The 22416-nt window shown below is 60.6% G+C and carries 19 protein-coding genes; 10 read left to right on the forward strand and 9 right to left on the reverse strand.

Going from position 1 to position 22416, the window contains the following annotated elements:
* Nucleotides 1-3 precede the first annotated feature (3 nt).
* Genes HK439_RS10360 through HK439_RS10375 form a run of 4 tightly spaced genes read right to left on the reverse strand, consistent with a single transcriptional unit; the run spans nt 4 to nt 5477 of the window.
* Nucleotides 4-1716, reverse strand: a complete 1713-nt coding sequence (locus HK439_RS10360) for a hypothetical protein (RefSeq protein WP_190291338.1) — start codon at nt 1714-1716, stop codon at nt 4-6.
* Complete coding sequence (locus HK439_RS10365; protein ID WP_190291339.1) at nt 1713-3017, reverse strand: capsule biosynthesis protein; 1305 nt, start codon at nt 3015-3017, stop codon at nt 1713-1715. Before HK439_RS10365 ends, HK439_RS10360 begins: the two co-directional genes overlap by 4 nt.
* The gene (locus tag HK439_RS10370) at nt 3001-4359 is read right to left on the reverse strand and encodes a capsule biosynthesis protein (protein ID WP_190291340.1); all 1359 of its coding nucleotides are present in this window, start codon (nt 4357-4359) and stop codon (nt 3001-3003) included. Before HK439_RS10370 ends, HK439_RS10365 begins: the two co-directional genes overlap by 17 nt.
* Nucleotides 4360-4418: 59 nt before the next feature.
* A complete protein-coding gene (locus HK439_RS10375; RefSeq protein WP_209011711.1) occupies nt 4419-5477 on the reverse strand; it encodes a polysaccharide biosynthesis/export family protein in 1059 nt (352 codons plus the stop codon).
* Between the two features lie 355 nt (nt 5478-5832).
* Between HK439_RS10375 and HK439_RS10380 the strand changes: the two genes are divergently transcribed.
* From HK439_RS10380 to HK439_RS10390, 3 genes are all read left to right on the forward strand, one after another.
* Entirely contained in the window at nt 5833-7014 is a 1182-nt protein-coding gene (locus tag HK439_RS10380; RefSeq protein ID WP_190291458.1) for an AGE family epimerase/isomerase, read from the forward strand.
* A gap of 165 nt (nt 7015-7179) precedes the next feature.
* Nucleotides 7180-8091, forward strand: a complete 912-nt coding sequence (gene folD / locus HK439_RS10385) for a bifunctional methylenetetrahydrofolate dehydrogenase/methenyltetrahydrofolate cyclohydrolase FolD (protein WP_190291342.1) — start codon at nt 7180-7182, stop codon at nt 8089-8091.
* Nucleotides 8092-8252: 161 nt separating this feature from the next.
* On the forward strand, nt 8253-8645 hold the full coding sequence (locus HK439_RS10390; protein WP_190291343.1) for a helix-turn-helix domain-containing protein: 393 nt from the start codon (nt 8253-8255) through the stop codon (nt 8643-8645).
* A gap of 245 nt (nt 8646-8890) precedes the next feature.
* Here HK439_RS10390 and HK439_RS10395 read toward each other — a convergent pair whose 3' ends face one another.
* Complete coding sequence (locus tag HK439_RS10395) at nt 8891-9922, reverse strand: Ldh family oxidoreductase (RefSeq protein ID WP_190291344.1); 1032 nt, start codon at nt 9920-9922, stop codon at nt 8891-8893.
* 229 nt (nt 9923-10151) lie between these two features.
* Between HK439_RS10395 and HK439_RS10400 the strand changes: the two genes are divergently transcribed.
* A complete protein-coding gene (locus tag HK439_RS10400) occupies nt 10152-11609 on the forward strand; it encodes an NAD-dependent succinate-semialdehyde dehydrogenase (protein ID WP_190291345.1) in 1458 nt (485 codons plus the stop codon).
* A gap of 95 nt (nt 11610-11704) precedes the next feature.
* Here the strand turns inward: HK439_RS10400 and HK439_RS10405 are convergent, their stop codons facing one another.
* The 3 genes from HK439_RS10405 to HK439_RS10415 all read right to left on the reverse strand — a co-directional run bounded on the left by HK439_RS10405 (nt 11705) and on the right by HK439_RS10415 (nt 16530).
* The gene (locus HK439_RS10405; protein WP_190291346.1) at nt 11705-14518 is read right to left on the reverse strand and encodes an EAL domain-containing protein; all 2814 of its coding nucleotides are present in this window, start codon (nt 14516-14518) and stop codon (nt 11705-11707) included.
* Nucleotides 14519-14524: 6 nt separating this feature from the next.
* Nucleotides 14525-15550, reverse strand: a complete 1026-nt coding sequence (locus HK439_RS10410) for a FecR family protein (protein ID WP_209011712.1) — start codon at nt 15548-15550, stop codon at nt 14525-14527.
* A 257-nt stretch (nt 15551-15807) separates the two neighbouring features.
* Nucleotides 15808-16530 carry a glycerophosphodiester phosphodiesterase gene (locus tag HK439_RS10415; RefSeq protein WP_190291347.1) on the reverse strand — a complete coding sequence of 241 codons (723 nt, stop codon included), beginning with the start codon at nt 16528-16530 and terminating at the stop codon, nt 15808-15810.
* A 402-nt stretch (nt 16531-16932) separates the two neighbouring features.
* Here HK439_RS10415 and HK439_RS10420 point away from each other — a divergent pair, with 402 nt between their 5' ends.
* The 6 genes from HK439_RS10420 to HK439_RS10445 all read left to right on the forward strand — a co-directional run bounded on the left by HK439_RS10420 (nt 16933) and on the right by HK439_RS10445 (nt 22040).
* Complete coding sequence (locus HK439_RS10420; protein ID WP_190291348.1) at nt 16933-17517, forward strand: YceI family protein; 585 nt, start codon at nt 16933-16935, stop codon at nt 17515-17517.
* An 80-nt stretch (nt 17518-17597) separates the two neighbouring features.
* Nucleotides 17598-18182 (forward strand): cytochrome b, encoded by a 585-nt coding sequence (locus tag HK439_RS10425; RefSeq protein ID WP_190291349.1) that lies wholly within the window; start codon nt 17598-17600, stop codon nt 18180-18182.
* A 21-nt stretch (nt 18183-18203) separates the two neighbouring features.
* The gene (locus tag HK439_RS10430; RefSeq protein ID WP_190291350.1) at nt 18204-18761 is read left to right on the forward strand and encodes a YceI family protein; all 558 of its coding nucleotides are present in this window, start codon (nt 18204-18206) and stop codon (nt 18759-18761) included.
* Nucleotides 18762-18905: 144 nt separating this feature from the next.
* Nucleotides 18906-20543, forward strand: coding sequence for a fumarate hydratase (locus tag HK439_RS10435; RefSeq protein WP_235987760.1), 1638 nt, complete (start codon nt 18906-18908; stop codon nt 20541-20543).
* Nucleotides 20544-20869: 326 nt separating this feature from the next.
* On the forward strand, nt 20870-21466 hold the full coding sequence (locus HK439_RS10440) for a L,D-transpeptidase (protein ID WP_190291351.1): 597 nt from the start codon (nt 20870-20872) through the stop codon (nt 21464-21466).
* Between the two features lie 127 nt (nt 21467-21593).
* Nucleotides 21594-22040: a c-type cytochrome gene (locus tag HK439_RS10445; protein WP_190291352.1), complete on the forward strand. Its 447-nt coding sequence runs from the start codon at nt 21594-21596 to the stop codon at nt 22038-22040.
* On the opposite strand, the gene HK439_RS10450 is transcribed toward HK439_RS10445, so the two are convergent.
* Entirely contained in the window at nt 22037-22405 is a 369-nt protein-coding gene (locus HK439_RS10450; RefSeq protein ID WP_328804135.1) for a DUF971 domain-containing protein, read from the reverse strand. The genes HK439_RS10445 and HK439_RS10450 overlap by 4 nt on opposite strands.
* Nucleotides 22406-22416: the final 11 nt, after the last annotated feature.

A 22416-nucleotide genomic window follows, 5' to 3' on the forward strand; every position in this document is an offset into this window, starting at 1 on the left:
GAACTACAAGCCCAGTTTACGGCCAAGCCAGGACATCGGGTTCAGCATAGGCGAACGCGCAGGCCGCTGCATCTCCTGTTGCCGGGCGACAGCCCTGTCGATCAGGACTTCCGGCGGACACGGCAACAGGCTCACCGGATCGGTACAGCGGGCGTAAACGGCCAGGGCCAGGTAGACGAGTTCGGCAAGGGTTCTACGGGTCGTGCGTCTCGGAAAAACCGATAGATCCTCGGTCAGGCCCCAACCGGCGTAAAACGGCAGGCCATGGACGGTGACAGGCACGCCCAGCAAAAGCGCGGCAAATCCCGTCGGCGCCGAAAATGTCTCCACCGCATCACACTGCGCGACCAGGTCGGAGATATCGGCCTTTTTTTCAACGAGATCGGCGTAACGGCGCGCTTCCCGGGTTGAGGCCCGGTCTGCTTCCAGGTCGGTGTGCGGCTTGAAGATGATAAAGGCATCCGGGTTTCTTTCCCGAGCTCGCCGCAACAAATGCAGATTGCGTTCCGAGGTGGCGGCGGCGGCCTCATCAACCCGTCCGGCTTCGCCGGGCACCAATACTGTTTGCCGGCCTTTCGGGATTGCGATCGCCCGTGATTTATCCGGACCGTCTTTCAAATCGTGGACCCGGGCGAGCCTGTCGAGAAGAGCAATCCCGCGGCTCATTTCCTCGGCGCTCAGTTCATAATTCTGAAGCAGCGCCTCCAGTCGGCTCGAACCAGCCGCATCGTCATGCGGCCCCAGATCATCGGCCGTGAGCATGGCAGCCGGTGGGAGCACTGCCTCAAGACCGGTAAAGCACAGGAAGTCGTCATCCATGTGCAGCAGGTCGACACCTCTGTCGCGGCAGGCTTGCTCCAGTGAGCCCGCGCCCAGCCCGCCGGCAGACAGGATAACGCCGCCCTGCCGGGCCGCGGCGGCCAGAGCTTCGGCATCGTTGTCGTGCCAGGTCACCGGTCCACCGTCTCCGGCAAATGCAGCGGAGATAATCGGACGGCCGCCTGGTGCCACCCCGAAACAATGGACAGGCCGGTTGTTCTCCGCCCTGCGCGTTTCAATGAGACGCAAGATTTCCAACGCGCCAGACGCATCGATCACGCTCTGGCGGTAAGGCTCGAACCAGGCGGTGTTTTTCTGCAGGAGCGGACCGATCACACGGTCAAGCTCCAGTTGCGATCCGGCACAGGCCTCGGCGAGGACGCGCCAGAACCCATCCGGTTCGGCATCGGGAAGTCCGCCGGTCTCCATGAGGATCTGCAGCGCCCGGTTTTCGATGTCGGCTTCCTGTCGCCGCGGGCTGCGCCCATCGGCTGGCGGCAGGGCGCGCCATTGCCCGAGGACCGACGTGTCTACGGTCCGCCCGGCCTGAAGGGCATCGGCGAGCAATGCCCGGATCGCCGCTTCGTCGGCGTGCCCGTAGCGTGACAGGATCGTCGCCTTGAGCATGACATAGGAAAACGAGGACGGTGTCGTCTTCGAATGGAACGGCAACGGACCCGGTATGACCAGGCAGAGAGACTTGCCGTTGGCCAACGCCTCGCGCCGCGCCGTGTCGAAAGCCTCCTGATTCAGGCCGGAGATCACGAAATCGGCCTCCCCGGCTGTCTTGGCCGGCGATACGCCCAGGCCCTCGGCAATCCGGCTGTCGAAGTCAGGACGTTCTCCGGAGACGATCAGGCCGTGCAAGGTCTGCTCCGCCGCCGTCTGCGCGTTCAAAGCGGCACCCCGAGCGCCCGAGCGCGCTCAAGGCGCGGCGGCGGGTCGACGCAGGCGTCCGGTTCATTCAGGCTGTGATTCAGGATCCGTCGCGCGATGTTGTCTGCGGCAACCGGCACGCCCTGCCGATTGTGGATCGAGCCGCGCACCTGGATCGTCCCGGCAATCGCACGCAGAAATGCCTCGAGCAACTCCGGGTCCGGCTTTTCCGGCCTCGTCCAAAAGGCTTCCAGCGGCGCGCGGGATGTCAGACCGGCGATATCGTAATGGGCGGGAACCAGTGTCTTCACCGGCAAGCCCGCCTGCAGCGCCTCAAGGCCTGCCGTGGAATTCAATGTCACCATGCCGCTTGCGTGCTTGAACAAGGCACCGAGATTGCCGCCATCGAAGAAGTGAACCCGGCCTTCAAGCCGATGGCGTTCGGCGGCCTCACCGATCACCTTCGGCCAGTTTTCATAGCCCACGTCCAGGGGATGGCTTTTCAGAACAAGGTGTGCGGCCGTCGGCGCCGCTTCTGCGAAAGAGCTCAGCACCAGGTCTATGACGTCCGCGAAGCTGGCGTAGGGCGAATGGCGGCGCAGCTGGAAATCGCCTTCCAGCTGGAGCGGCAGGATAAAGAACGGCGTGCCGTTCTCGACCAGCCCGGCCAGAGCCGTGTCCGCTTGCCTGTTGCGCCTCTTCTCGCCCAGGAGCCGGATCGCCCCGCGCAGGTATTCGGGAACCGGGTGGTAGATCGTATGGCGCTCATAGTGCGGATAAAGCGGCTTCAAAATGACATTCGCCAGATTGTAGATCACGTCGGGAACAGTCTGCAGATAGAAGGAGCCTGGGAACATCGGCGTGAAATCGACGTCGCCGACCGCGTTCGCGATCCGCCTGACATGCACCGGATCGTCGGGGAAATGGCTCAGCGTCGACAAACCGTTCTTCTCCAGGGTCATCCAGCCGGGACGCAGGTAACCGAGTTCGGTCACGGCGATCTGAATGCCCTGTTGTTTGGCGCACTTTATGGCGAGACGATGGTAGACGCGCTGATCGCCGTGGAGAACCAGATCGGTGATCCGGTTCTCTTCCAGAAACCGGTCGATAAATTCCGGCCAATCCGACGGCCGCCCGCGAAAGGACGAACATTCCGGGCCGTGCCAGTGCAGCCAGTCTCCGGCGCACAGATTGATACGGAACACGTCGTGACCGGCTTCGCGGATGCGGTTTCCCGTCAGGCGGAAGAGCGGCGACAGCGGCCCCTGCAGGAACAGGACTCTGCGGCGGTCCGGCTCTTTCCGGTCATTCACGCCAGGCATAGGACCACAATTCGGTTTTCGAGCGGTTGGCCATCTGCTCGGCGAACGTGGTGGCTATCCCCATCTGCCGGGCCTTTTCAAGGCGCGGCGGGGCCTCGCAGAGCGCGCCGGGAAGGTTGACCGAGCCTTCGACCAGCTTGCGGGCCATGTCCCTCGCCCCGGCCCTTCGTCCCCTGTCGGTATAAAAGCACCCCTTGACCTGAATGGTTCTGGCGAGCAGGCGTTCCAGGTCTTCCACCAGGGTCCTGTCCGGCCGGGTTCCATCCTTCCAGAAATCATCCAGCGGCTTCTGGCAGGTGAGCCCGGGAATATCATAGAGCGCGATGCCCAGAACCTTCGTCGGGCATTTGGCGCGTAACGCGTGAATGCCGGTGGTGCTGTTGATGGTCAGCGCACCGGCGGCATTGCGCAGCAGGCGATCCAGATTGCCGCCGTCGATGACATAGACGCGTTTCTTGACACCGTATTTCCGTGCGAGCTTGCGCAGGATCTTCCGCCAGGGCTCGATCCCGTTATCAAGCGGATGCAGCTTGAACACGAGATGGGCGGCGACGGGCGCCACCTTGGCGAAGGACCGGATGACCTCCTCCGCCGCCTCGGCAATATGATCGTAAGGGGAATTGTAGCGCAGCTGATAATCGCTCTGCAGCTGAAGCGGAAACACGAAATAGGGACAGCCGGCCGCAATCACATCGTCGATCAGATGGGCCGCATTCCGGTTGCGCCGTTTCGCCAGGAGAAGTCTTGGAATGTTGCTGAGGTAGTCGGGCAGCGGGTGGTAGAGTTTGTCGCGCACGAAGTTCGGATAAAGCAGCTTTAACAGGACGTTCGACATGTTGAACGTCACCTCGTTCACGGCTTCGGCGTAGAACGGATAGGTGTAGAGGTGACGCCGGTCGGGCTCCGGCAGGCCTTCGGCCGCAGCCCGGATCCGGTCGGGATCGTTGGGAAACAGCGAATGCGCGGACATCCCGTTTCGCTCCAGCGTGATCCAGTCCGGCCGCAGATATCCGAATTCATAGGCTGTGCAGGTCAGGCCGAGGTCCGCCCCGACTTCGGCTGCGGCCACGTGATAGGGCATCCGGTCCGCATAGTAGACGATATCGGTAACGCCGTTTTCAAGGCAGAACGCCTTGAGCCAGCCCTGCCAGTCCTCCAGCGAGCCACGGTAGGAGGCACAGCGGCGGTCGTGCCAGAAGAACCAGTCTCCGGGGCACAGGTTGATGCGCAGCGTGCGGCAGCCGAGAAGTTCCAGCTCGTCTGCAACAGTCCGGGCGAAGATCCCAGGCGGCCCCTGAAGGAACAGGAATACCTTTGAAGCCGGCTGTCCGTTCGCTAACACCTTACACCTGTTTTTCCGACTGCCGTCCCCTCTCTTGTCGAAGCGTTCGCGGCTCTGCCTTAGAAATTGTTACCGATACTCTGGACGCTCGAGACGTTGCTGATCAACGGCGCGATGATCTGCAGGAACTTGCCGAACTCAGCAGTCGGATGGTTCGCGACGTACAGGATGTCCTTGTCCCGCATCTCGAAGAAACGGGCCAGGAAGAACCCTTTCGCATCCAGCAGGCTCAGCCTGTAGACAACCGGCACGCTGCTCTCGTTGCCCAGCTTGTTTGCGATCTCGGGACGCAGTTCGCGCACGAGATCGGTGTCTTCAAACCGGAAGAGGAAGATGCCGGCCGCATCGGCACGATAGTCGTTCAGGCCGCCAACGGTTGCAAGGGCTTCGGCAAGGGTCACGCTCTTGGTCTTGAACGGGACGAGCTGGTTCGCCTTCACGGCTCCGAAAGCAGAGAAGGTCCGCGGTCGGTGCGACAACAGGATTGTGTCGTTCGGCGAGACCAGAACGTTGTTTTCCGGATAGTCGATCAGATGTTCCAGGCGGGTGGTGCCTGCCCGGTTGCCCCGCTTCAGGGTGACGACCGTTTCATAGGTCGCCTCACGGGAGCCGCCGGCCGTGGCCACAAGGTCCAGAAGACGGGTATTTCTGAGCGGCAACGGATAGACGCCGGGCGAGCCGACATCGCCGACGACAACGGCGGTCGCGCTGAGCTTGTCTTTCAGGGTGACCAGCACCTGAGGTTCGACTGCCTTGCCGACCAGCTTTTTCTGGATCGACTGGCGCAATCCCTCGACGCTGAGACCCGCAGCCCGGACCCGTCCCGCATAGGGGATGAAGATATAACCGGATTCATCGATAACGACCGGGATGGTGCTGTTTGCGCTGTCACTGCTGGCAAACAGGCCGTCCTTGGACGCTTCCCAGATACCGACCTCGAGAGTGTCGCCCACACCGAGCAGGTAACTCTTGTTGCCCTGGCCGACACCATGGAATTCATTTGCAAATGCCAGAGGACGGTAACGCTTGATTATATCGATGTTCGACGGATCGATCGAAATGATCGAATAGGCACCTTCCTGAGAATTGGATTCGATATCCTGCGACGTAATATTCATCGCCGCGGGACCTTCTGACGGCAGTGCTCCGCACCCCGCCAGAGCCGCCCCCAAAATCAAAACTGCGGAAAATCTCATACTTATTCCGTTCCACCCGATCCTTTAGCGGTGTCGTAGCATGTCGAGTATTCACCTGTCCAAGAATGCTCGCCCCAAGTCCCCTGAGGAATTCCTGCTGTTGTTCTTCGGCAACAGTGAACCCGGTATTCCTTAATGTTTTGAGTCGCTTTTGTTTTTTAATTCCGGAGCATTCCGTTCCAGAACGACATTTTTTCAATCCTACGATAAGAATCACTCGTTTTCTGCATTATTCAGACATCGGCCGCAGCAAATGAAAACCGGGAGCCAGCCAACCATGTCGCCGACCCAAGAAACGCTCGAAAATGACATTCGAACAGCGGCAAACCGGCTTTCTGACTGGATTGTCGATTCGGCATTTCCCCGCTGGCATTCCGGCGGCTACGATTCGGAAAGCGGGGCCTTTTTCGAAACCATCGACATCGTCTCCGGAAAAGGAACGGATGCGCCCGTCCGCACCCGCGTGCCTGCACGCCAGATCTATTGTTTCGCGCAGGCGGGAACCCTCGGCTGGCAAGGTCCCTGGCGGGAGGTCGTCGCGCACGGCCTGAACTGGTACCTGGAGCATTGCAGAATCCCCGACACGAGCTTTGCGGCGGTGGTCGCAACCGACGGCACCCATCTCGATTCCGATTTTGACCTTTATAATCAGGCCTTTGCCCTTCTGGCTTTTGCCCATGCGGGCCATGTCCTCACCGAACGGCGGACCGACCTGTTCGCGGATGCCGCCGGTCTGCTGACCCTTCTACGGGAATACTACGGGCATCCGGCCGCCGGCTTCCGGGAGGCCAATCCGGATCGCCTGCCGCTATGCTCCAACCCGCATATGCACCTGTTTGAAGCCGCCCTCGCGCTGGAAGAAGTCGGCGCAGGCAGCATCTGGAGTGACCTCGCCGACGAGATCGCCCGTCTGGCCATGGACAAGTTCATCGATCCCGTCTCCGGGGGTTTGCGCGAATTCTTCAACCTCGACTGGTCGCCTTTTGCCGGAGAGCAGGGCCGCATCATGGAACCCGGCCACCAGTTCGAATGGAGCTGGCTGCTGACCAGATGGGGCAAGGCCCGAAACGACTTCGAAGCCCTGGCGAAAGCACGCCGCCTCTACCAGATCGGCATCTCCCATGGCGTTGATCCCGAACGCCAGGTCGCAATCATGACACTCCATGATGATTTTTCCGTCTTTAATCCGATGGCCCGCTTGTGGGGGCAAACCGAATGGCTGAAGGCAGCCGTCTCGATGGCCGGTGTTTCCATCGGCTGCGAACGCGACGCCTATCTGGCCGACGTTCTTCGCGCCATGAAAGCGCTCGAAACCTATTTCGAGGACGTACCCGATGGTCTTTGGAAAGACAAATTCGATAAAATGTATACATTCAAGACAGAGCCAGCTCCAGCCAGCTCTTTCTACCACATTGTCTGCGCCGCCCTTGAGCTGTCTGACTTTTGTAGTCAAATTTGATTTTTCCCGATGAATTGGATCACTACGCCAACACCATCTCCGGCAAGTCCTCCAACGCCCACCAATAAAATATGTATACACCCTTCCACGAAAGCCAATTTCTTTCTATAGAGGTGGGCACGTGGTTCACGAAATGACCGGTCCGGTCTCCCAGGGAGGAAAATCATGTCTCCGGCACGCATCATCGACGGCAAGGCTGTTGCCGAATCCGTCCGCGAGGAAATCACCCGCCGCGCAGCAGCCCTTGTGGAGGCGAAAGGCGTCCGCCCCGGTCTCGCCGTCGTTCTTGTCGGCGAGGACCCTGCAAGTCAGGTCTATGTCCGCAACAAGGACAGAACGGCCGAGGCCTGCGGTTTTCATTCCGTGAAACATACCCTGGCCGCCGACACGCCGGAGACGGACGTCCTTGCCCTTGTCGACAGGCTGAACCAGGATCCTGCAATCCACGGCATTCTGGTCCAGCTCCCGCTTCCCGGACACATCGACGAAAGCAAGGTGCTGCGCCTGATCAAGCCGGAAAAGGACGTCGACGGCTTCCACCCCATCAATGTGGGTCTGCTGACCACGGGCGAACGGGACCATGCTCTGGTTCCCTGTACGCCGGCAGGCTGCCTGGTATTGCTGAAACGCACCCTGGGCGGAAATCTCTCAGGGCTGTCCGCCGTCGTTATCGGACGGTCGAATATCGTCGGCAAGCCGATGGCCAACCTTCTGCTGCAGGAAAGCTGCACGGTCACGATTGCCCACAGCCGGACAAAGGATCTGCCTGCCGTCGTCAGGGAAGCGGATATCGTTGTGGCCGCCGTCGGACGCCCGGAGATGGTGCGCGGTGACTGGATCAAGCCGGGCGCCGCGGTCATTGACGTCGGCATCAATCGCATCCCCGCTCCGGAACGCGGCGAAGGCAAGACCCGGCTCGTCGGCGATGTGGCATTCGAAGAGGCCCTTCCCCATGCCGGAGCCATCACACCGGTGCCCGGCGGCGTCGGACCGATGACCATTGCCATGCTGATGGCCAATACGCTCACCGCAGCCCGCCGGCAGCTTGGCCTCCCCGAGGAAGAGCCGCTGTTCTGATCTCCACCGTAACATGAGGCCGAACACCGGATTCCCGGCGAATAACCGTCGGGAACCGTAACAGGTGCGACATTGTTCCGACTGCGGTTGCAGAAGACCCGCAGATCATGTCAGGCTTGGGTCCTTATCCAAGGATATAAGAATTTTTCAGGGAGCCGGTCATGGCAATCGGATCAATTTCGCAGCCCGGCAAGGACGGGGCAGATTCCAGTACCGACTACACGCTGGGTGAACGGATCTGCAAGGCACGGGATGCCGTCGGCCTTTCCACCGCGCAGCTTGCCAGACGCCTCGGCATCAAGACCTCCACCCTGCAAGGCTGGGAAAGCGACCGTTCCGAACCGCGTTCCAACAAACTCGTCCTGCTCGCCGGCCTCCTGAACGTCAGCCCGACATGGCTTCTGGTCGGACGGGGCTCGGCTCCGATCCAAGATGACGACGATGCCCAACTGGATAACGTGCGGCTCGCGCTCGACCGGATCCACAACCAGGCAATGGCCCTGGTGGAGGACATCGAACGGCTGAAACAACGGATCGACGGCGATATCAGCTAGAGCCTTTCCCGGTTAGATTGAAGCATTCTGCCGGAGGCGGTTTGGTTCAAGGCCGAGGGATTTGACGAAGGCCGTGCTGGCTGCACGGTCGAGGCGAAGCCCGACGGCATTGGACCAAACCGGCCCGGCCCATTCGGGTTTGTGTCCGGCGGACGCCTGCTTTGTCGGGCCGCTTGCCCATAGCCCCGCTATGGGCTTCACGCCCCTCCGCGCAGATCGCCTCGCCGGACGGCAAACAGAATGCTTCAATCTAACCGGGAAAGGCTCTGCCCCCCCGCCAGCTTGCGCACTTCGTCGAGAATGAGACGGGGAACTTCCATACCCTCACGCTCGGCTTTCAGACGCGCCCCGATGCGGCGGCTGCCCGGCAGGCGTGCACCTTCCGCACCGGCCATGGCTGTCATCAGCGCCGCGATGCGCTCGCCATAAGTTCCGCCCGACGAAAGGCCGGGATCGATTGCAATGATCGTCTGGCCGAGATTTGGCGGGTCTCCCTCCCCCGAAAAAAGACCCGAGGCCTCAAAGCCGAAACTGGAGCCGACAAGAGCCGCCGCCATCACCTCCACCATCATGGCGAGCGCGGCCCCCTTTGCGTCGCCGATCGGCAGCATTGTCCCCTCCATGGCGGCGGCGGCATCGGTGGTCGGGTTACCGTCCCTGTCCAGGGCCCAGCCCTCCGGGATCGGCCGCCCCGCTTTTTCCGCCGCCATGATCTTGCCCTTGGCGACCCGGGAGACCGCCAGATCGATCACCAGGGAAGCGGAACCGGGCACCGGAGCCGCAAAGGCGATCGGGTTGGTGCCGAAGAGCGGCTCCTTAGCCCCCCAGGGAGCGATCGATTTCGGCGCATTGCCGAAAACAAGCGCGACCAGCCCCTGATCGGCCAGGCGTTCGCAATGCAGCCCGCCCTGACCGAAATGATGGGAACGCCGGACCGCGGCCATGGCAATGCCGTTTCCGCGCGCCATCTCCGGCAGGGCATCGAGGGCCAGATCCAGTGCCGGGTAGGCAAAGCCGAAGGCGCCGTCGACCCGAACCAGAGATCCGGTGACCCGCTCCAGTGACGGCCGGGCAAAACCGTCCACCTTTCCCGACTGCGCCTGCGCCGAATAGGACGGAACGCGCGACAGGCCGTGGCCCGGCTGGCCGGCTGCTTCGGAAGCCACGAGCGCGCTGGCGACCCTTGCGGCGATGTCGGGCGCGGTCCTGTTGGCAATCAGGGCCGCGGTTGCAAGCTGCTGCGCGGCGTCAATCGAAATCACGTCTGTCTCGGCCATGGGGTCCCGGTAACTGCAGAGGGAGTAGGTGAAGGGATTTTCCCTCTATCACGACTTGAACCCGCCTGCGACGGCTTTAGAACGGGCCGCCTTGCTCCAGGTGTACTGCTTCCCGCGAATCCGGCTTGCATGGCGAAGGCCCCTCCCTCTATCAAGTGGCCACCAGGGTCCTGCAGCCGCATGGCCCTTCATCAGCACAAGGGCGCCGTCGCGCCGAAGGGAGCAAGGGATGAATTTTGATCCGTCCTTGAAAAAGGAAGCTGTGTTCATCGCCGGCAAATGGGCAGGCGCAGATAGCGGAGAGACCATCGAGGTCACCAATCCGGCGACCGGCGAGATCATCGGAACGGTACCGAATTGCGGCCGCGCCGAGACCGCGCGCGCCATCGAAGCGGCCTATCAGGCCCTCGGCTCCTGGAAAAAAATGACCGCGGAAGCCCGGGCCGGGCTGATGCAGAAGCTTTGCGACGAAATCATGGCCAATATCGACGATCTGGCCGGATTGCTGACGACCGAAATGGGCAAGCCGCTCGCCGAAGCCAGGGGCGAGATCGCCGGCGGCGTGAAATACATCCGTTTCTTCGCCGAGGAAGCCAAGCGCGTCTACGGCGATGTCATCCCCTCCCCTTGGGGCGACCGGCGCATTCTGGTGACCAAGGAGCCGGTCGGCGTTGCAGGCGCAATCACGCCGTGGAACTTCCCGAATTCGATGATCGCGCGCAAGCTGGGCGCGGCCCTTGCCGCCGGCTGCACCATCGTGATCAAGCCGTCGGAATTCACCCCCTACTCCGCACTCATCTACGGCATCATGGCCGAAAAGGCCGGCATTCCGGCCGGCGTGATCAACATCCTCACCGGAAATGCCGCCGAAATCGGCGCGGAAATGTGCGAAAACCCGCACCTGCGCAAGATCACCTTCACCGGCTCCACCCGCGTCGGCAAGCTGCTGGCCTCCAACGCGGGCAAGCACATGAAGAAAATTTCCATGGAACTGGGCGGCAACGCGCCGTTCATCGTCTTCGACGATGCCGATCTCGACCGGGCGGTCGAGGGCGCCATCGCCTGCAAGTTCCGCAATTCCGGCCAGACCTGTGTCTGCGCCAACCGCCTCTATGTGCAGGCCGGCGTCTACGATGCCTTCGCCGCCAAACTGAAGGCGGCCATCGAAGCCGAACTCAAGCCGGGCAACGGCCTGGAAGCGGGCGTTACCCAGGGCCCGCTCATCAACGAGGCGGCCCTTGCCAAGGTCGATGCCCATGTGAGCGACGCCGTTGCCAAGGGCGGCACGGTCGCCACCGGCGGCAAGCGTTTCGGCAATGTCGGCACGTTCTTCGAGCCGACGCTGGTGACCGGCGCGACCGCGGACATGAAGGTCGCCCGGGAGGAAACCTTCGGACCGCTCGCCGCGCTGTTCAAATTCGAAACGGAAGAAGAAGCGATTGAACGGGCCAACGACACCGAATACGGGCTTGCCTGCTATTTCTACAGCCAGGATCTCGGCCGCGTCTTCCGGGTCATCGAAGGGCTTGAATACGGTCTCGTCGGCGTCAATGAAGGCGTCATCACCACCGAGGTCGCGCCCTTCGGCGGCGTCAAGGAAAGCGGTATCGGCAACGAAGGCTCCAAATACGGCCTCGATGACTACCTGAACGTCAAATATTCCTGCATCGGCGGTCTCGGCCTCTGAGGCAAAGCTCACTCAACTGAAAAAGGCCGGGCAATTCGTCCGGCCTTTTGTTTATGCACCCAGGGTCAGAACCCCGGTGATTTCGGTCTGGCCGGTTACGCCGCCATCTTCAGCAGGTTTGCGATCTCCGAGGCGGGGACCGGACGGCTGTAATAATAGCCCTGACCGACAGTGCAGCCGAGATCGAGCAGCATTTTCTGGTGTTCGATCGTTTCTATGCCTTCGGCAACGACCGTCATGCCAAAGGCCTCCGCCATGTCCACCACAGCCTTCACGATGGCGATATTCGCCCGATCCTTTTCCATATTCGCAACGAAGCTGCGGTCGATCTTGATCTTGGCAAACGGGAACCTGAGGATATAGCCGAGACCGGAATAGCCTGTTCCGAAGTCATCCATCGCCAGCGAGCAACCAAGCTTGCGCAGTTTGGCAATCGGCTTTTTCAGGTCGATGCTTTCATCAATGAAAAGCGACTCGGTGACTTCCAGATCAAGCCGGTCCGCGGCAAATCCCGTTTTCGTCAGCGCGGACTTCACGGCGGCCGGGAGGTCGCTTCGGGTCAACTGAACGGCGGAAACGTTGACGGCGAGCCGCAACGGCCGCGTCCACGTGGCTGCATCCCGCATCGCCTGCTCCAGCACCCAGGCGCCCAGTTCGATAATGCGCCCGCTCTCCTCGGCAATACTGATGAATTCAATCGGCGAAATCATGCCGAGTTCGCTGTGCTTCCAACGCATCAACGCTTCGACGCCGATCATCTCTCCGGTCGCGAGATCGACCTGAGGCTGATAAAGCACATGCATTTCATTGCGTTCCAGCGCCCTGGCAAGCTCGACTTCCAGCTTCTGACGACGGTTGACCCCGTCTTCCATGTTCTTGTCGAACCCCACGATCTCGCTCGCCAGGCCGGTCTGCGCCCGCGACAAGGCATTTCGCGCCTGACGCAGCAATGTGTTGGGATCCTCGATTTCACCGATGGCAACCGTGTAACCGACGTTGACAGTCACCGGGATCCTGTTGCCGCCGATATCGTATCCGGTTGCGACGGCATCGCGCAGGCGGGCTGCAAATTCGCCGGGCGCTGCAGCCGTGTCATCGACCCAGGCCAGGCAGCCGAAACTGTCATCCCCGATCGAGGCAGCAAGATCGTTCGCATTCAGGAAACCGGTCAACTGCCGGGCGATTTTTTTCCGGAGCCTGTCCGTATAGGAAAAGCCCAGAGACGCGGTGATCCTGTCCAGATCCCTGACGGAAAAGATCGCAAGGATGCAGGGCCTCTGCTGCAGGTTCATCGGCAGAAGATGTTCCGCAATCCCGTCGACAAAGCTGTTTCTGTTCAAAAGGCCCGTCAGAGGCTCGAATTTCGCCAGATAGGCCAGTTTTTCATTCGCGAGACGTTCTTCCGTGACATCCCGGCAAGTGAGAGAGGCCAGAGATACCGCGGACTGCTCACTGACGCCCTCGTCGGAGATGTCGAGGTGCGATGACCCCGTCGCGATGAATTCGATCATTCTCGGTTCACCGGACTTGTCGTTCAACCTGACGGTTTTCATTTCCGGCTTGGCCGCCGCCGGGCCTTTTTGATCCAGAACCGCAACGGCCCCTTCAACCATTTCCGCAGGCAGATAATCCGACGCCATGACCCCGGGCTTCAAGCCGGCAGGAAACATGCCGATCGCTGCCCGGCTTGCCGCAACGACTTCCCGGTGGGCATTCATCACGACGATGGCATCGAAACTGTCATCGAAGACCTGTCCGAGCATGCGCCGGCTGTTTTGGGTCTGGGCGCGTGCAATCCTTAGAAGAAACTGGTGAAACCCGATTTGCTTGAGCACCAGATGCAATCCGGCGAGAATGAGCGCCACCTGGGCCGGCCCGGTTTGCAGAATGACCGGATAGCGGGACTGGATCATCAGACCGGCCAGTTCCAGGCCGGCGGAGATGGCGACGAGGCCCGCGAGGCGCTTTTTCCAGTTGGTGTCGATGGCAAAGATCAGCGGAAATGCCAGAACGAGAGCAAGGGCGAGAAGCAGATCCCTCCCCGTCATGGAAAGCGCCCTGTTCTGCAGGACGGACTCGCCGGCAATGGACTGGATGACACTTCCCGGAAGAATGCCGTAGACGGGTACCGGGAAAAGATCCCTCAATTCCTGCGCGCTCGCACCGACAACGACCTTCTTTCCCCGGAACGTGTCCTTCGGAAAGGTGCCATTGAGGACGTCCGTAAAGGAAACCGTCGTGAGCCTGGACGGATCGATACTGTAATCTATCCAGAAATTGCCATCCGTCGGACCGGACGCATCACCCAGGAATGCGGAAAGGGAAAGCTCCGGAATCCCGTCGATCACCTCTCCCCAATAGTTGCGCCAGACCCTGCTGTCGGCCTCGATCGGAACGCTGACGACGACCGGCCAGGACACGTCCAGGAAACGGTCGATCGGCCGATTGACCATCATCTCGCCGTCCCGGGCGGCGGACCGATGGGACTTCTGACGGAACATCGCCAGGCTGACGATCCCGTTGGCCCGTTCCATTGCGGAAGCGAAAGCCGCATCGTCTTCGGTTGTGCTGACAGTGCTGAAATCAATATCGAGGGCGATTTGTTCCGCCCCATCCTCAACCAGCCGGTCGATCAGGTCCCCATACAGGCGGCGTGGCCATGGCCAGACTCCAACATCGGCAAGGCTTTGCGCGTCGATATCGACAATAACGATCTTTCCGGTCGGCTCGCGTTCCAGAAGTTCAAAGCGAGCACCGGTCAGCAACCGGGTCATCGCCGAGGGGACACCTGCGAAATCCAGCAGCAGGACAGTCAGGGCGATGCCGCATAAAACAGCCATCGCCGGAACCAGGTAGGCCTGGCGGCGGCCGGTAATCAGGGATGAAACGGACGCGAACAAAGATCTCACCCCCTGTCATCTCTCCCCGTTGCCATTGCCATTGCCGTTGCCGTTGCCGGGTCCAGTGTCTTTGTTGGCGTTTCCGTTGCTGTTTCCGTTGCCGTTCCCGTTCGCGTTCCCGCTATTGCCGTTACTATTGCCGTTACTATTGCCGTTGCTGTTGCCGTTGCCGTTCCCGTTCCCGTTGCCGTTCCCGTTGCCGTTGCCGTTGCCGTTGCCGTTGCCGTTGCCGTTCCCGTTGCCGTTGCCGTTCCCGTTGCTATTGCCGTTTCCGACACCGTTGCCGTTGCCATGGCTTGCGGCATTTGCGGCAGCGGCGGCGGCCGCGTTGGCGGGCACGTTCTTCGTGGCAGGCGTTACAAATGCCGGCGCTCTTACCGGTCCGGAACGCACGGACGGCGCGGGACTGCCTGTGACCGACAAACCGACCTTGTTGCCCGGCGAGGTCGATGCGGCCTGTCCGGGTCCCACGTGAGCGATATCGCCGCTCGCGAAATCATCAACCTCGACCAGTCCGCGTTCGACATTCACGCTCGCGGATCTGGTATCGACGTTCACGCTGAACCTGGTGCCCTTGACCACGGCGGCAAGAAAGGGCGTTTCGACCGAAAAATGCGGGTTCGCCTTCTTCTCGACGTCGACCACCAATTTGCCGGTCTTTTGCAGCAAAGTCGTCCAGCGGGCATTTGTGCGATATTTGGAAAGCGCAAAGGTCGTCTTCGGCCCGACCATAATGGTTTCCTTGCCGCGCGCGAGCATCGCCCGTGAACCGCTCTTCGTGGCAATCGTGTACCCGGGACTGAGCACCATGCCTTTCTGGGCACGTTGAGCCTTCACCCCCGGCGCGACGACATAGACGGTTCCCGAAACGCGCGCAAAAACCCAATCTGCGGCAGAAACCGGTCCGCAAACCGACAAGAGCAAAGTCAGGGAGACTATGGCGGCCAGTACATAACGACACAGGACAGCAACGGAGCGACCGGCACCGTAACTGACTGACAGTTCCGCATTTTTTACTATGGGTTTAGCAAATATGAACACAGCTGCCGCACCTTTTACAGGTATTAATTTGCAAAAACTCTAATGTTCACGACTTAACATCAGATGAAAATATTTCGATAAAATTTTCAGGAATCCGGTAATGCGCCTGAGTAACCCTAGGTCTATACTCGCCATGGTTTTATTTATCAAATTATACGCGCGCTAAAATACCGCTTTTAAACTATTCTTAAGAAAACCCGCCGTACGCCGCCAGCCTATATTTACGCCAGTCGTCATTCGTTTATGACGCGGCCGCTTCAGGCCACCGCCGATCTCAGTTCCGCTTCGACTTCACGGAACAATTCCACCTCGTTGATGTTCATTTGCTCAACGCCACACTTGATCGCATCGGCAAAGACAGCGGGATCGTTGCCGTCATAGAAAAACTGCGTCCGGATCCCCGAGGACTTGGCGGCAGCGACGCGTTCTGCCGTCAGGTTCTCGATGTGAAATTCGAGAATATGCGCGTCGAGCGCGATCGCCCTCTCGACCGAACCGACATGGGAAAACAGCACCATCCTGCGGAAATCGGGAACCTTTGCGCGCGTCTCCGCCCGGATGGACTGTTCGAACGAGAACGTCCAGGCCGTCTGCAACATGCCGCGGGCTGCGAGCATGTCCCTGACCCGTGCCGGATCCGCCATCTTGATTTCCGCATAAGTGGCAATCCGCCCGGCACAGGTATCCAGGAAATCCGTCAGCCGGGGCACTGTCTGGCCGGCGAATTCCGGTGAAAACCAGCTGCCCGCATCGAGCTGATCGATCTGAAAGGACGTGAGATCGGCAATCCGCCCCGTGCCGTTCGTCGTGCGATCAACGGTTTCGTCATGGATCACGTAAAGCACATCGTCCTTGCTGGTGCGGATGTCGAATTCAACCACGTCCGCCCCAAGTTCTATCGCGCCGTCCAAGGCGGCAATCGTATTTTCCGGCGCCTTGAGACAGGCGCCCCGGTGGCAAACGATGACGGCTTTTTTCACGTTGTGGTCTCCTGTCCCGCGTCGGGCGCGCAGGGTTTGAGTGAAGGGGCTGTGATGGGCGCAGCATCCGGAACGCGCTGCTTGAGTCGCTGCAAAGAAGATAGATTTGAGTGCCTGATTTTCTTGATGAATTAATGACAGGCAGCCGGATAATCGCAGATTTTCACCGACGGCTTTCCGATCTTCAAAACGCTGATCCATTTCGACGAACGTCACATTGAAGACAGATCAACCGCGATATCCGCAATTTTCCAGGCGTTCGCCTACCCAACGATTTTCCGTTTCTCGCTGTTTCCCAGCAGTGAACAGACAGTAAAATTGTTTCTTTCAGAGGACGGATTAATTAGCGAGTGAGCGCCCGTCTCCCCGGGCGTCATCGTCATCAGAACCAGAGGTTTGAACATGATCCGCCCTGCAAGCATTTTCGTAGCCCTCGTCGCACTGACGGGTACTGCGGTCGCCGAGCCGACCGAATACGCCTTCGACAAGTCCCACGCCAACCTGTCCTTTTCCTACAACCACCTGGGCTTCTCCACGACCGAAGGCCGTTTCGGCAACTGGGATGGAAAGCTGATCATCGACCAGGAGAATCCGTCGAATTCCTCCATCCGGTTCGTGATCGACGTCGCCAGCCTCGACACATTCTTCGCGGACCGCGACAAGCACTTCCTCAGCGCGGATTTCTTCGATGTCGAAAAATTCCCGCAGGCCACCTTCACAAGCACCAAGGTGGAAAAGGTCGGCGACAACAAGCTGAAGGTCACCGGCGACCTGACCATCAAGGACATCACCAAGCCGGTGACGCTTGATGTCGACGTCACCGCGCTCGGCGAACATCCGATGGCGAAGAAGCCGGGCGCCGGCTTTGCCGTGACCGCGACCGTGAAGCGCTCCGACTACGGCATGGACATGTACGTGCCTTACGTGGGCGACGACGTCACCGTGACCTTCCACGGCGAGAGCCTGCAGGCGGCAGCGACCAACTGAGGCGCAAGCAATCCGGCCCCGACCTCCCCGGGGCCGGTCTTTTCCTTCCAAGGCCAGTCTCTTCCTCCAAGGAGTCCGCAATGATCCGCAATACGCCTGGCGGGTACGGCCGTGTGGCCATCGCCTTTCACTGGTCCATGGCCGTCCTGATCGTGTTCATGCTGGTTCTCGGCCTCTACATGCACGAACTGCCGCAAACGGATCCGGCGACATTCCGCCTCTACCAGTTGCACAAGTCCGTCGGTTTCGTTGTACTGGCGCTTGCCGTCCTTCGCCTTTTCTGGCGGTTCCTGAACCCTGCACCGAAACTTCCCGACACAATGAAGCCCTGGGAACGTCTCGCCGCCCATGCCGGCCATATCGGGCTCTATGCGCTGATGTTTGCCCTGCCGCTGTCCGGCTGGCTGATGGTGTCCGCATCGCCCTGGAACATTCCCACGGTCCTGTTCGATGTGCTGCCGGTGCCGCACCTGCCCGTGCCGGAAGCGCTCGGGCAGAAGGCGGAGGCCGAAGCCACGCTCAAGACCGTTCACGCGCTTGCCGCCTATACCCTGGTCGGGCTGCTCGTCGCCCATATCGGCGCGGCCCTGAAACATCATTTCATTGCGCGCGACGAAACCCTGCGCCGGATGGTCTCCACCGCCCCGGCCAAAAGCGCAGCGTGATCCCAATCAAGGATTAATCCCATGCATCTGAAACATCACGCGATCGCGGCGCTGACATTGCTCGCAACGGTCTTCGCCCATCCCGCCTTCGCCGACACCTGGACCGTCGACAGGGACAAGAGCAGCCTTTCCTTTGAAGTGGTTCAGGGAGAAGGGACCGTGAGCGGTTCGTTCTCTTCCTGGGATGCCGTCATCGATTTCGACCCGGCAGCTCCGGAACAGGCGAAGATCAAGGCCACAATCGACACGGCAAGTGCCGCCACCGGCAGCGCCCAGTTCGACGGTATGCTGCCCGGGCCCGATTTCTTCGATGCGCCCGGTTTTCCGCAGGCCGTGTTCGAATCGGACAAGGTGACGGCGCTCGGCGGCGACGCCTATCGCGCGGAAGGCACACTGACCATCCGCGACATCAGCCAGCCGGTCACCCTCGATTTCACCCTGACGATCACCGGCGACACGGCGGTTGCCGATGGAACGGCGACGGTCAGCCGCACGGCGCACAAGGTCGGAGCGAGCGTTGCGACCGACACACTCGCCGATGCGGTCAAGGTCAAACTCGACCTGAAGGCGACGCGCTGAACGCTTGTCCGACATTTCAACCAAGGTTGACGACCGGAGCGCTTGGCGTTTCCGGTCGTTTTGCGTAAAAGACCTCGACACTGATCCAGCCCCGGTCGACGCTTCCCTGCGCCGGACGCCAGAGCCAGAAAGACCTTGAGACCCATGAACGCTCCCCTGACGCCTCCCGATTACAAGCACAGCAGCCTGTTTCCGCTTTCTGAGGACACAACGCCCTATCGCAAGCTGACCTCGGATTACGTGAAGACGGCCGAGTTCAACGGTGAGGAAGTGCTCGTCGTGGAGCGCGAGGGCATGCGGCTTCTGGCCGAGGAGGCCTTCAAGGACATCAACCACTATCTGCGCCCCGGCCACCTAGAACAGCTCAAGAAGATCCTGGACGATCCGGAAGCAACCGAGAACGACAAGTTCGTCGCCTTCGACCTTCTGAAGAACGCCAGCATTTCCTCCCACGGCGTCCTGCCCATGTGCCAGGACACGGGCACGGCCATCGTCATGGGCAAGAAGGGCCGCCGGGTCTGGACCGACGGCTCCGATGAGGCCGCCCTCGGTGAAGGCGCGCGCGACGCCTATTTCAGGAAGAACCTGCGTTATTCGCAGCTCGCGCCGCTGTCGATGTTTGAGGAAAAGAACACCGCCAACAACATGCCGGCCCAGATCGAGCTCTATTCGGAGGGCGAGGACGCCTACAAGTTCCTGTTCATGGCCAAGGGCGGCGGATCGGCCAACAAGACCTTCCTGTTCCAGGGCACGCCGTCCCTCCTGACCCACGACCGGCTGATCGAGTTCCTGAAGGAAAAGATCCTGACGCTCGGGACGGCCGCCTGCCCGCCCTATCACCTGGCGATCGTCATCGGCGGCACGTCGGCGGAAATGAACCTGAAGACGGTCAAGCTCGCCTCGGCGCGCTATCTCGACAACCTGCCGACGGCGGGCTCGGAGCTGGGGCACGCTTTCCGCGACCTCGCCATGGAAGAGGAAATCCACAAGCTGACCCAGGCGACCGGCGTCGGCGCCCAGTTCGGCGGCAAGTATTTCTGCCACGACGTGCGCGTCATCCGCCTGCCGCGCCACGGCGCGTCGCTGCCGATCGGCATCGGTGTCTCCTGCTCCGCCGACCGCCAGGCAGTGGGCAAGATCACCAAGGACGGCATTTTCCTGGAGCAGCTGGAGATGCATCCGGAAAAATACATGCCGGAAGTGACCGACGAGCATCTGTCCGACCAGGTGGTCAAGATCGACCTGACCAAACCGATGCCGGAGATCCTTGCGGAACTCACCAAACATCCGATCAAGACCCGCCTCAGCCTCACCGGTCCTCTGATCGTGGCGCGTGACGCCGCCCATGCGAAGCTGCGCGCGCGGCTGGAGGCCGGCGAGCCGCTGCCGGACTACATCAAGGATCACCCGGTCTATTACGCCGGGCCGGCAAAAACCCCTGAAGGCATGCCGTCCGGTTCCTTCGGGCCAACCACAGCTGGGCGTATGGATTCCTTCGTCGACCAGTTCCAGGCCGCCGGCGGCTCCATGGTCATGCTTGCCAAGGGCAACCGCTCGCCCCAGGTGCGCCGCGCCTGCCAGGCCCATGGCGGCTTCTATCTCGGCTCCATCGGCGGCCCGGCCGCACGACTTGCCCAGGACTGCATCAAGTCGGTGGAATGCGTCGAATATCCGGAACTCGGCATGGAAGCGATCTGGAAGATCGAGGTCGAGGACTTCCCCGCCTTCATCGTCGTCGACGACAAGGGCAACGACTTCTTCAAGGAACTGAACCTGGGCTGAGCAGGCCCGTTCCGAAAGACCGAAGGCCCGCATTTCGCGGGCCTTTGCATTTCGGATAGAAGATCTCCCAATCGCCTTTTGAAGAGCGAGATGGACGCCTGAAGCGCGCGCACTTCTTACGTAGCGTAAAAATCCAGTTCAACCACAGGATGAATTTCGTTGCCCTGCGGCAACACATCGCTTCTATGAAGCCCGAGGAATGGTCGCCAAGCCTTGATTTTGTTATACTGCCGCCATCATTGTTAATAACCCGGCAAGGATAGATTTGTAGCTTTGCCTAGAGTTTTCAGTGTGATTCCTCATCTTCGGGATTTCGGGGGTTATTTATGCGCAAGCTGGTACTGGCAGTCCTCGGGCTGTGTTTCGCAATAGCAAGCGGTCAGGCGCTCGCCTTCGGTGGCGGCACCTATTTCGACCTGCAGAAAAGAGAGTGGGTTACCTATGGCCCGGGCGGTTACGGCGGCAAGTCGCCGGTTCACCGCAAGCGGATCCGTTACAACGGACCTGAACAGCCGGGCACGATCATCATCGATACCAAGGAACGCCGCCTCTATCACATCCTGGATAACGGCCGGGCCATGAAATACGGCATCGGCGTCGGCCGGGAAGGCTTCCAGTGGTCCGGCGTGCACCGCATCACCCGCAAGGCCGAATGGCCGGGCTGGACCCCGCCGCCGGAAATGCGCGTTCGCGAACGGCGTAACGGCCGCATCCTGCCGGCGCACATGCCCGGCGGCCCGAACAATCCGCTCGGCGCGCGCGCCCTTTATATCGGCAACACGCTCTATCGCATCCACGGCACCAATCAGCCCTGGACCATCGGCAGCGCCGTTTCTTCCGGCTGCATCAGGCTGGCCAATGAAGATGTGATCCATCTTTACAAGTCGGTCGATGTCGGCGCGAAGGTCATCGTCAAGCGCTGACACCCGTTCCGAGTGAAAAACAGGAAAGCCGGCCTCGAGCCGGCTTTTCTTTTTTCCGCTGTCCCATCGGCTCTGGCTTCCATTGCCAATCCTGGCTTAAGATCAGAAAAAACAAAAGGAGAGCCCGATGCCCGCGAGGAGGACGCGGCGACGTCAGCCATCCCGCCTGAACCCGGTTCTGGCCCTTGTCTTTATCGGCGGCATGATCGCGTGCGGCGGGTCCGCTGCCGCTGCAGAAACCGGCCTGATACAAAAGGGGCTCGACCTTTCGAAACGCCATTGCGCCCGCTGCCACATTGTCAGCGACAAGGACCGCTTCACCGGCATCTCCTCAACCCCGTCGTTCAAGATCATGATCGAGGTTCTCAAGGACTGGCAGGACCGGTTCCAGACCTTCATGGCCCGCAATCCCCACCCTGCGCATATCCGGCTGGAGACCGACGATCCCCGGCCGGAAAACCTGCCGGTCACGACCTATGAGGTCATTCTGAGCCATGACGATATCGAGGCGATTCTCGCCTATGTGAATTCCATGGCCGAAAGGCTGGGCAAGACGGATAACCAGGGGAACTAGCGTTCGCGGGTTAGGCCCTTGCCTTCCAGCTCTTTCAGGTAGCCGCCCCAGTGTTTCTCGCGATCGTTGGCGAGTTCCAGGAAATAGTCCCAGGTGAAGATGCCCGTGTTGTGCAGATCGTCGAAATGGATCCGGACCGCATAATTGCCGACCGGCTCGATCTTCATGATGCCGACATCGATCTTGCCCGGAACGGTCTTTTTCTGGGACGGCCCGTGTCCCTGCACTTCGGCGGAGGGCGAGCACACCCGGAGGTATTCGGCGCTATAGTCGTGGACCTCGCCATTGTCGAAGGAGATGACAAGCGTCTTCTTGTCGTCCTTCAACCGGATCTCGGTCGGCCAGGCCTTTGTTTCGTTGGTCACGTCATGTCTCC

It is taken from the genome of Roseibium aggregatum, from assembly GCF_014692675.1.
Lineage (GTDB): Bacteria > Pseudomonadota > Alphaproteobacteria > Rhizobiales > Stappiaceae > Roseibium > Roseibium aggregatum_C.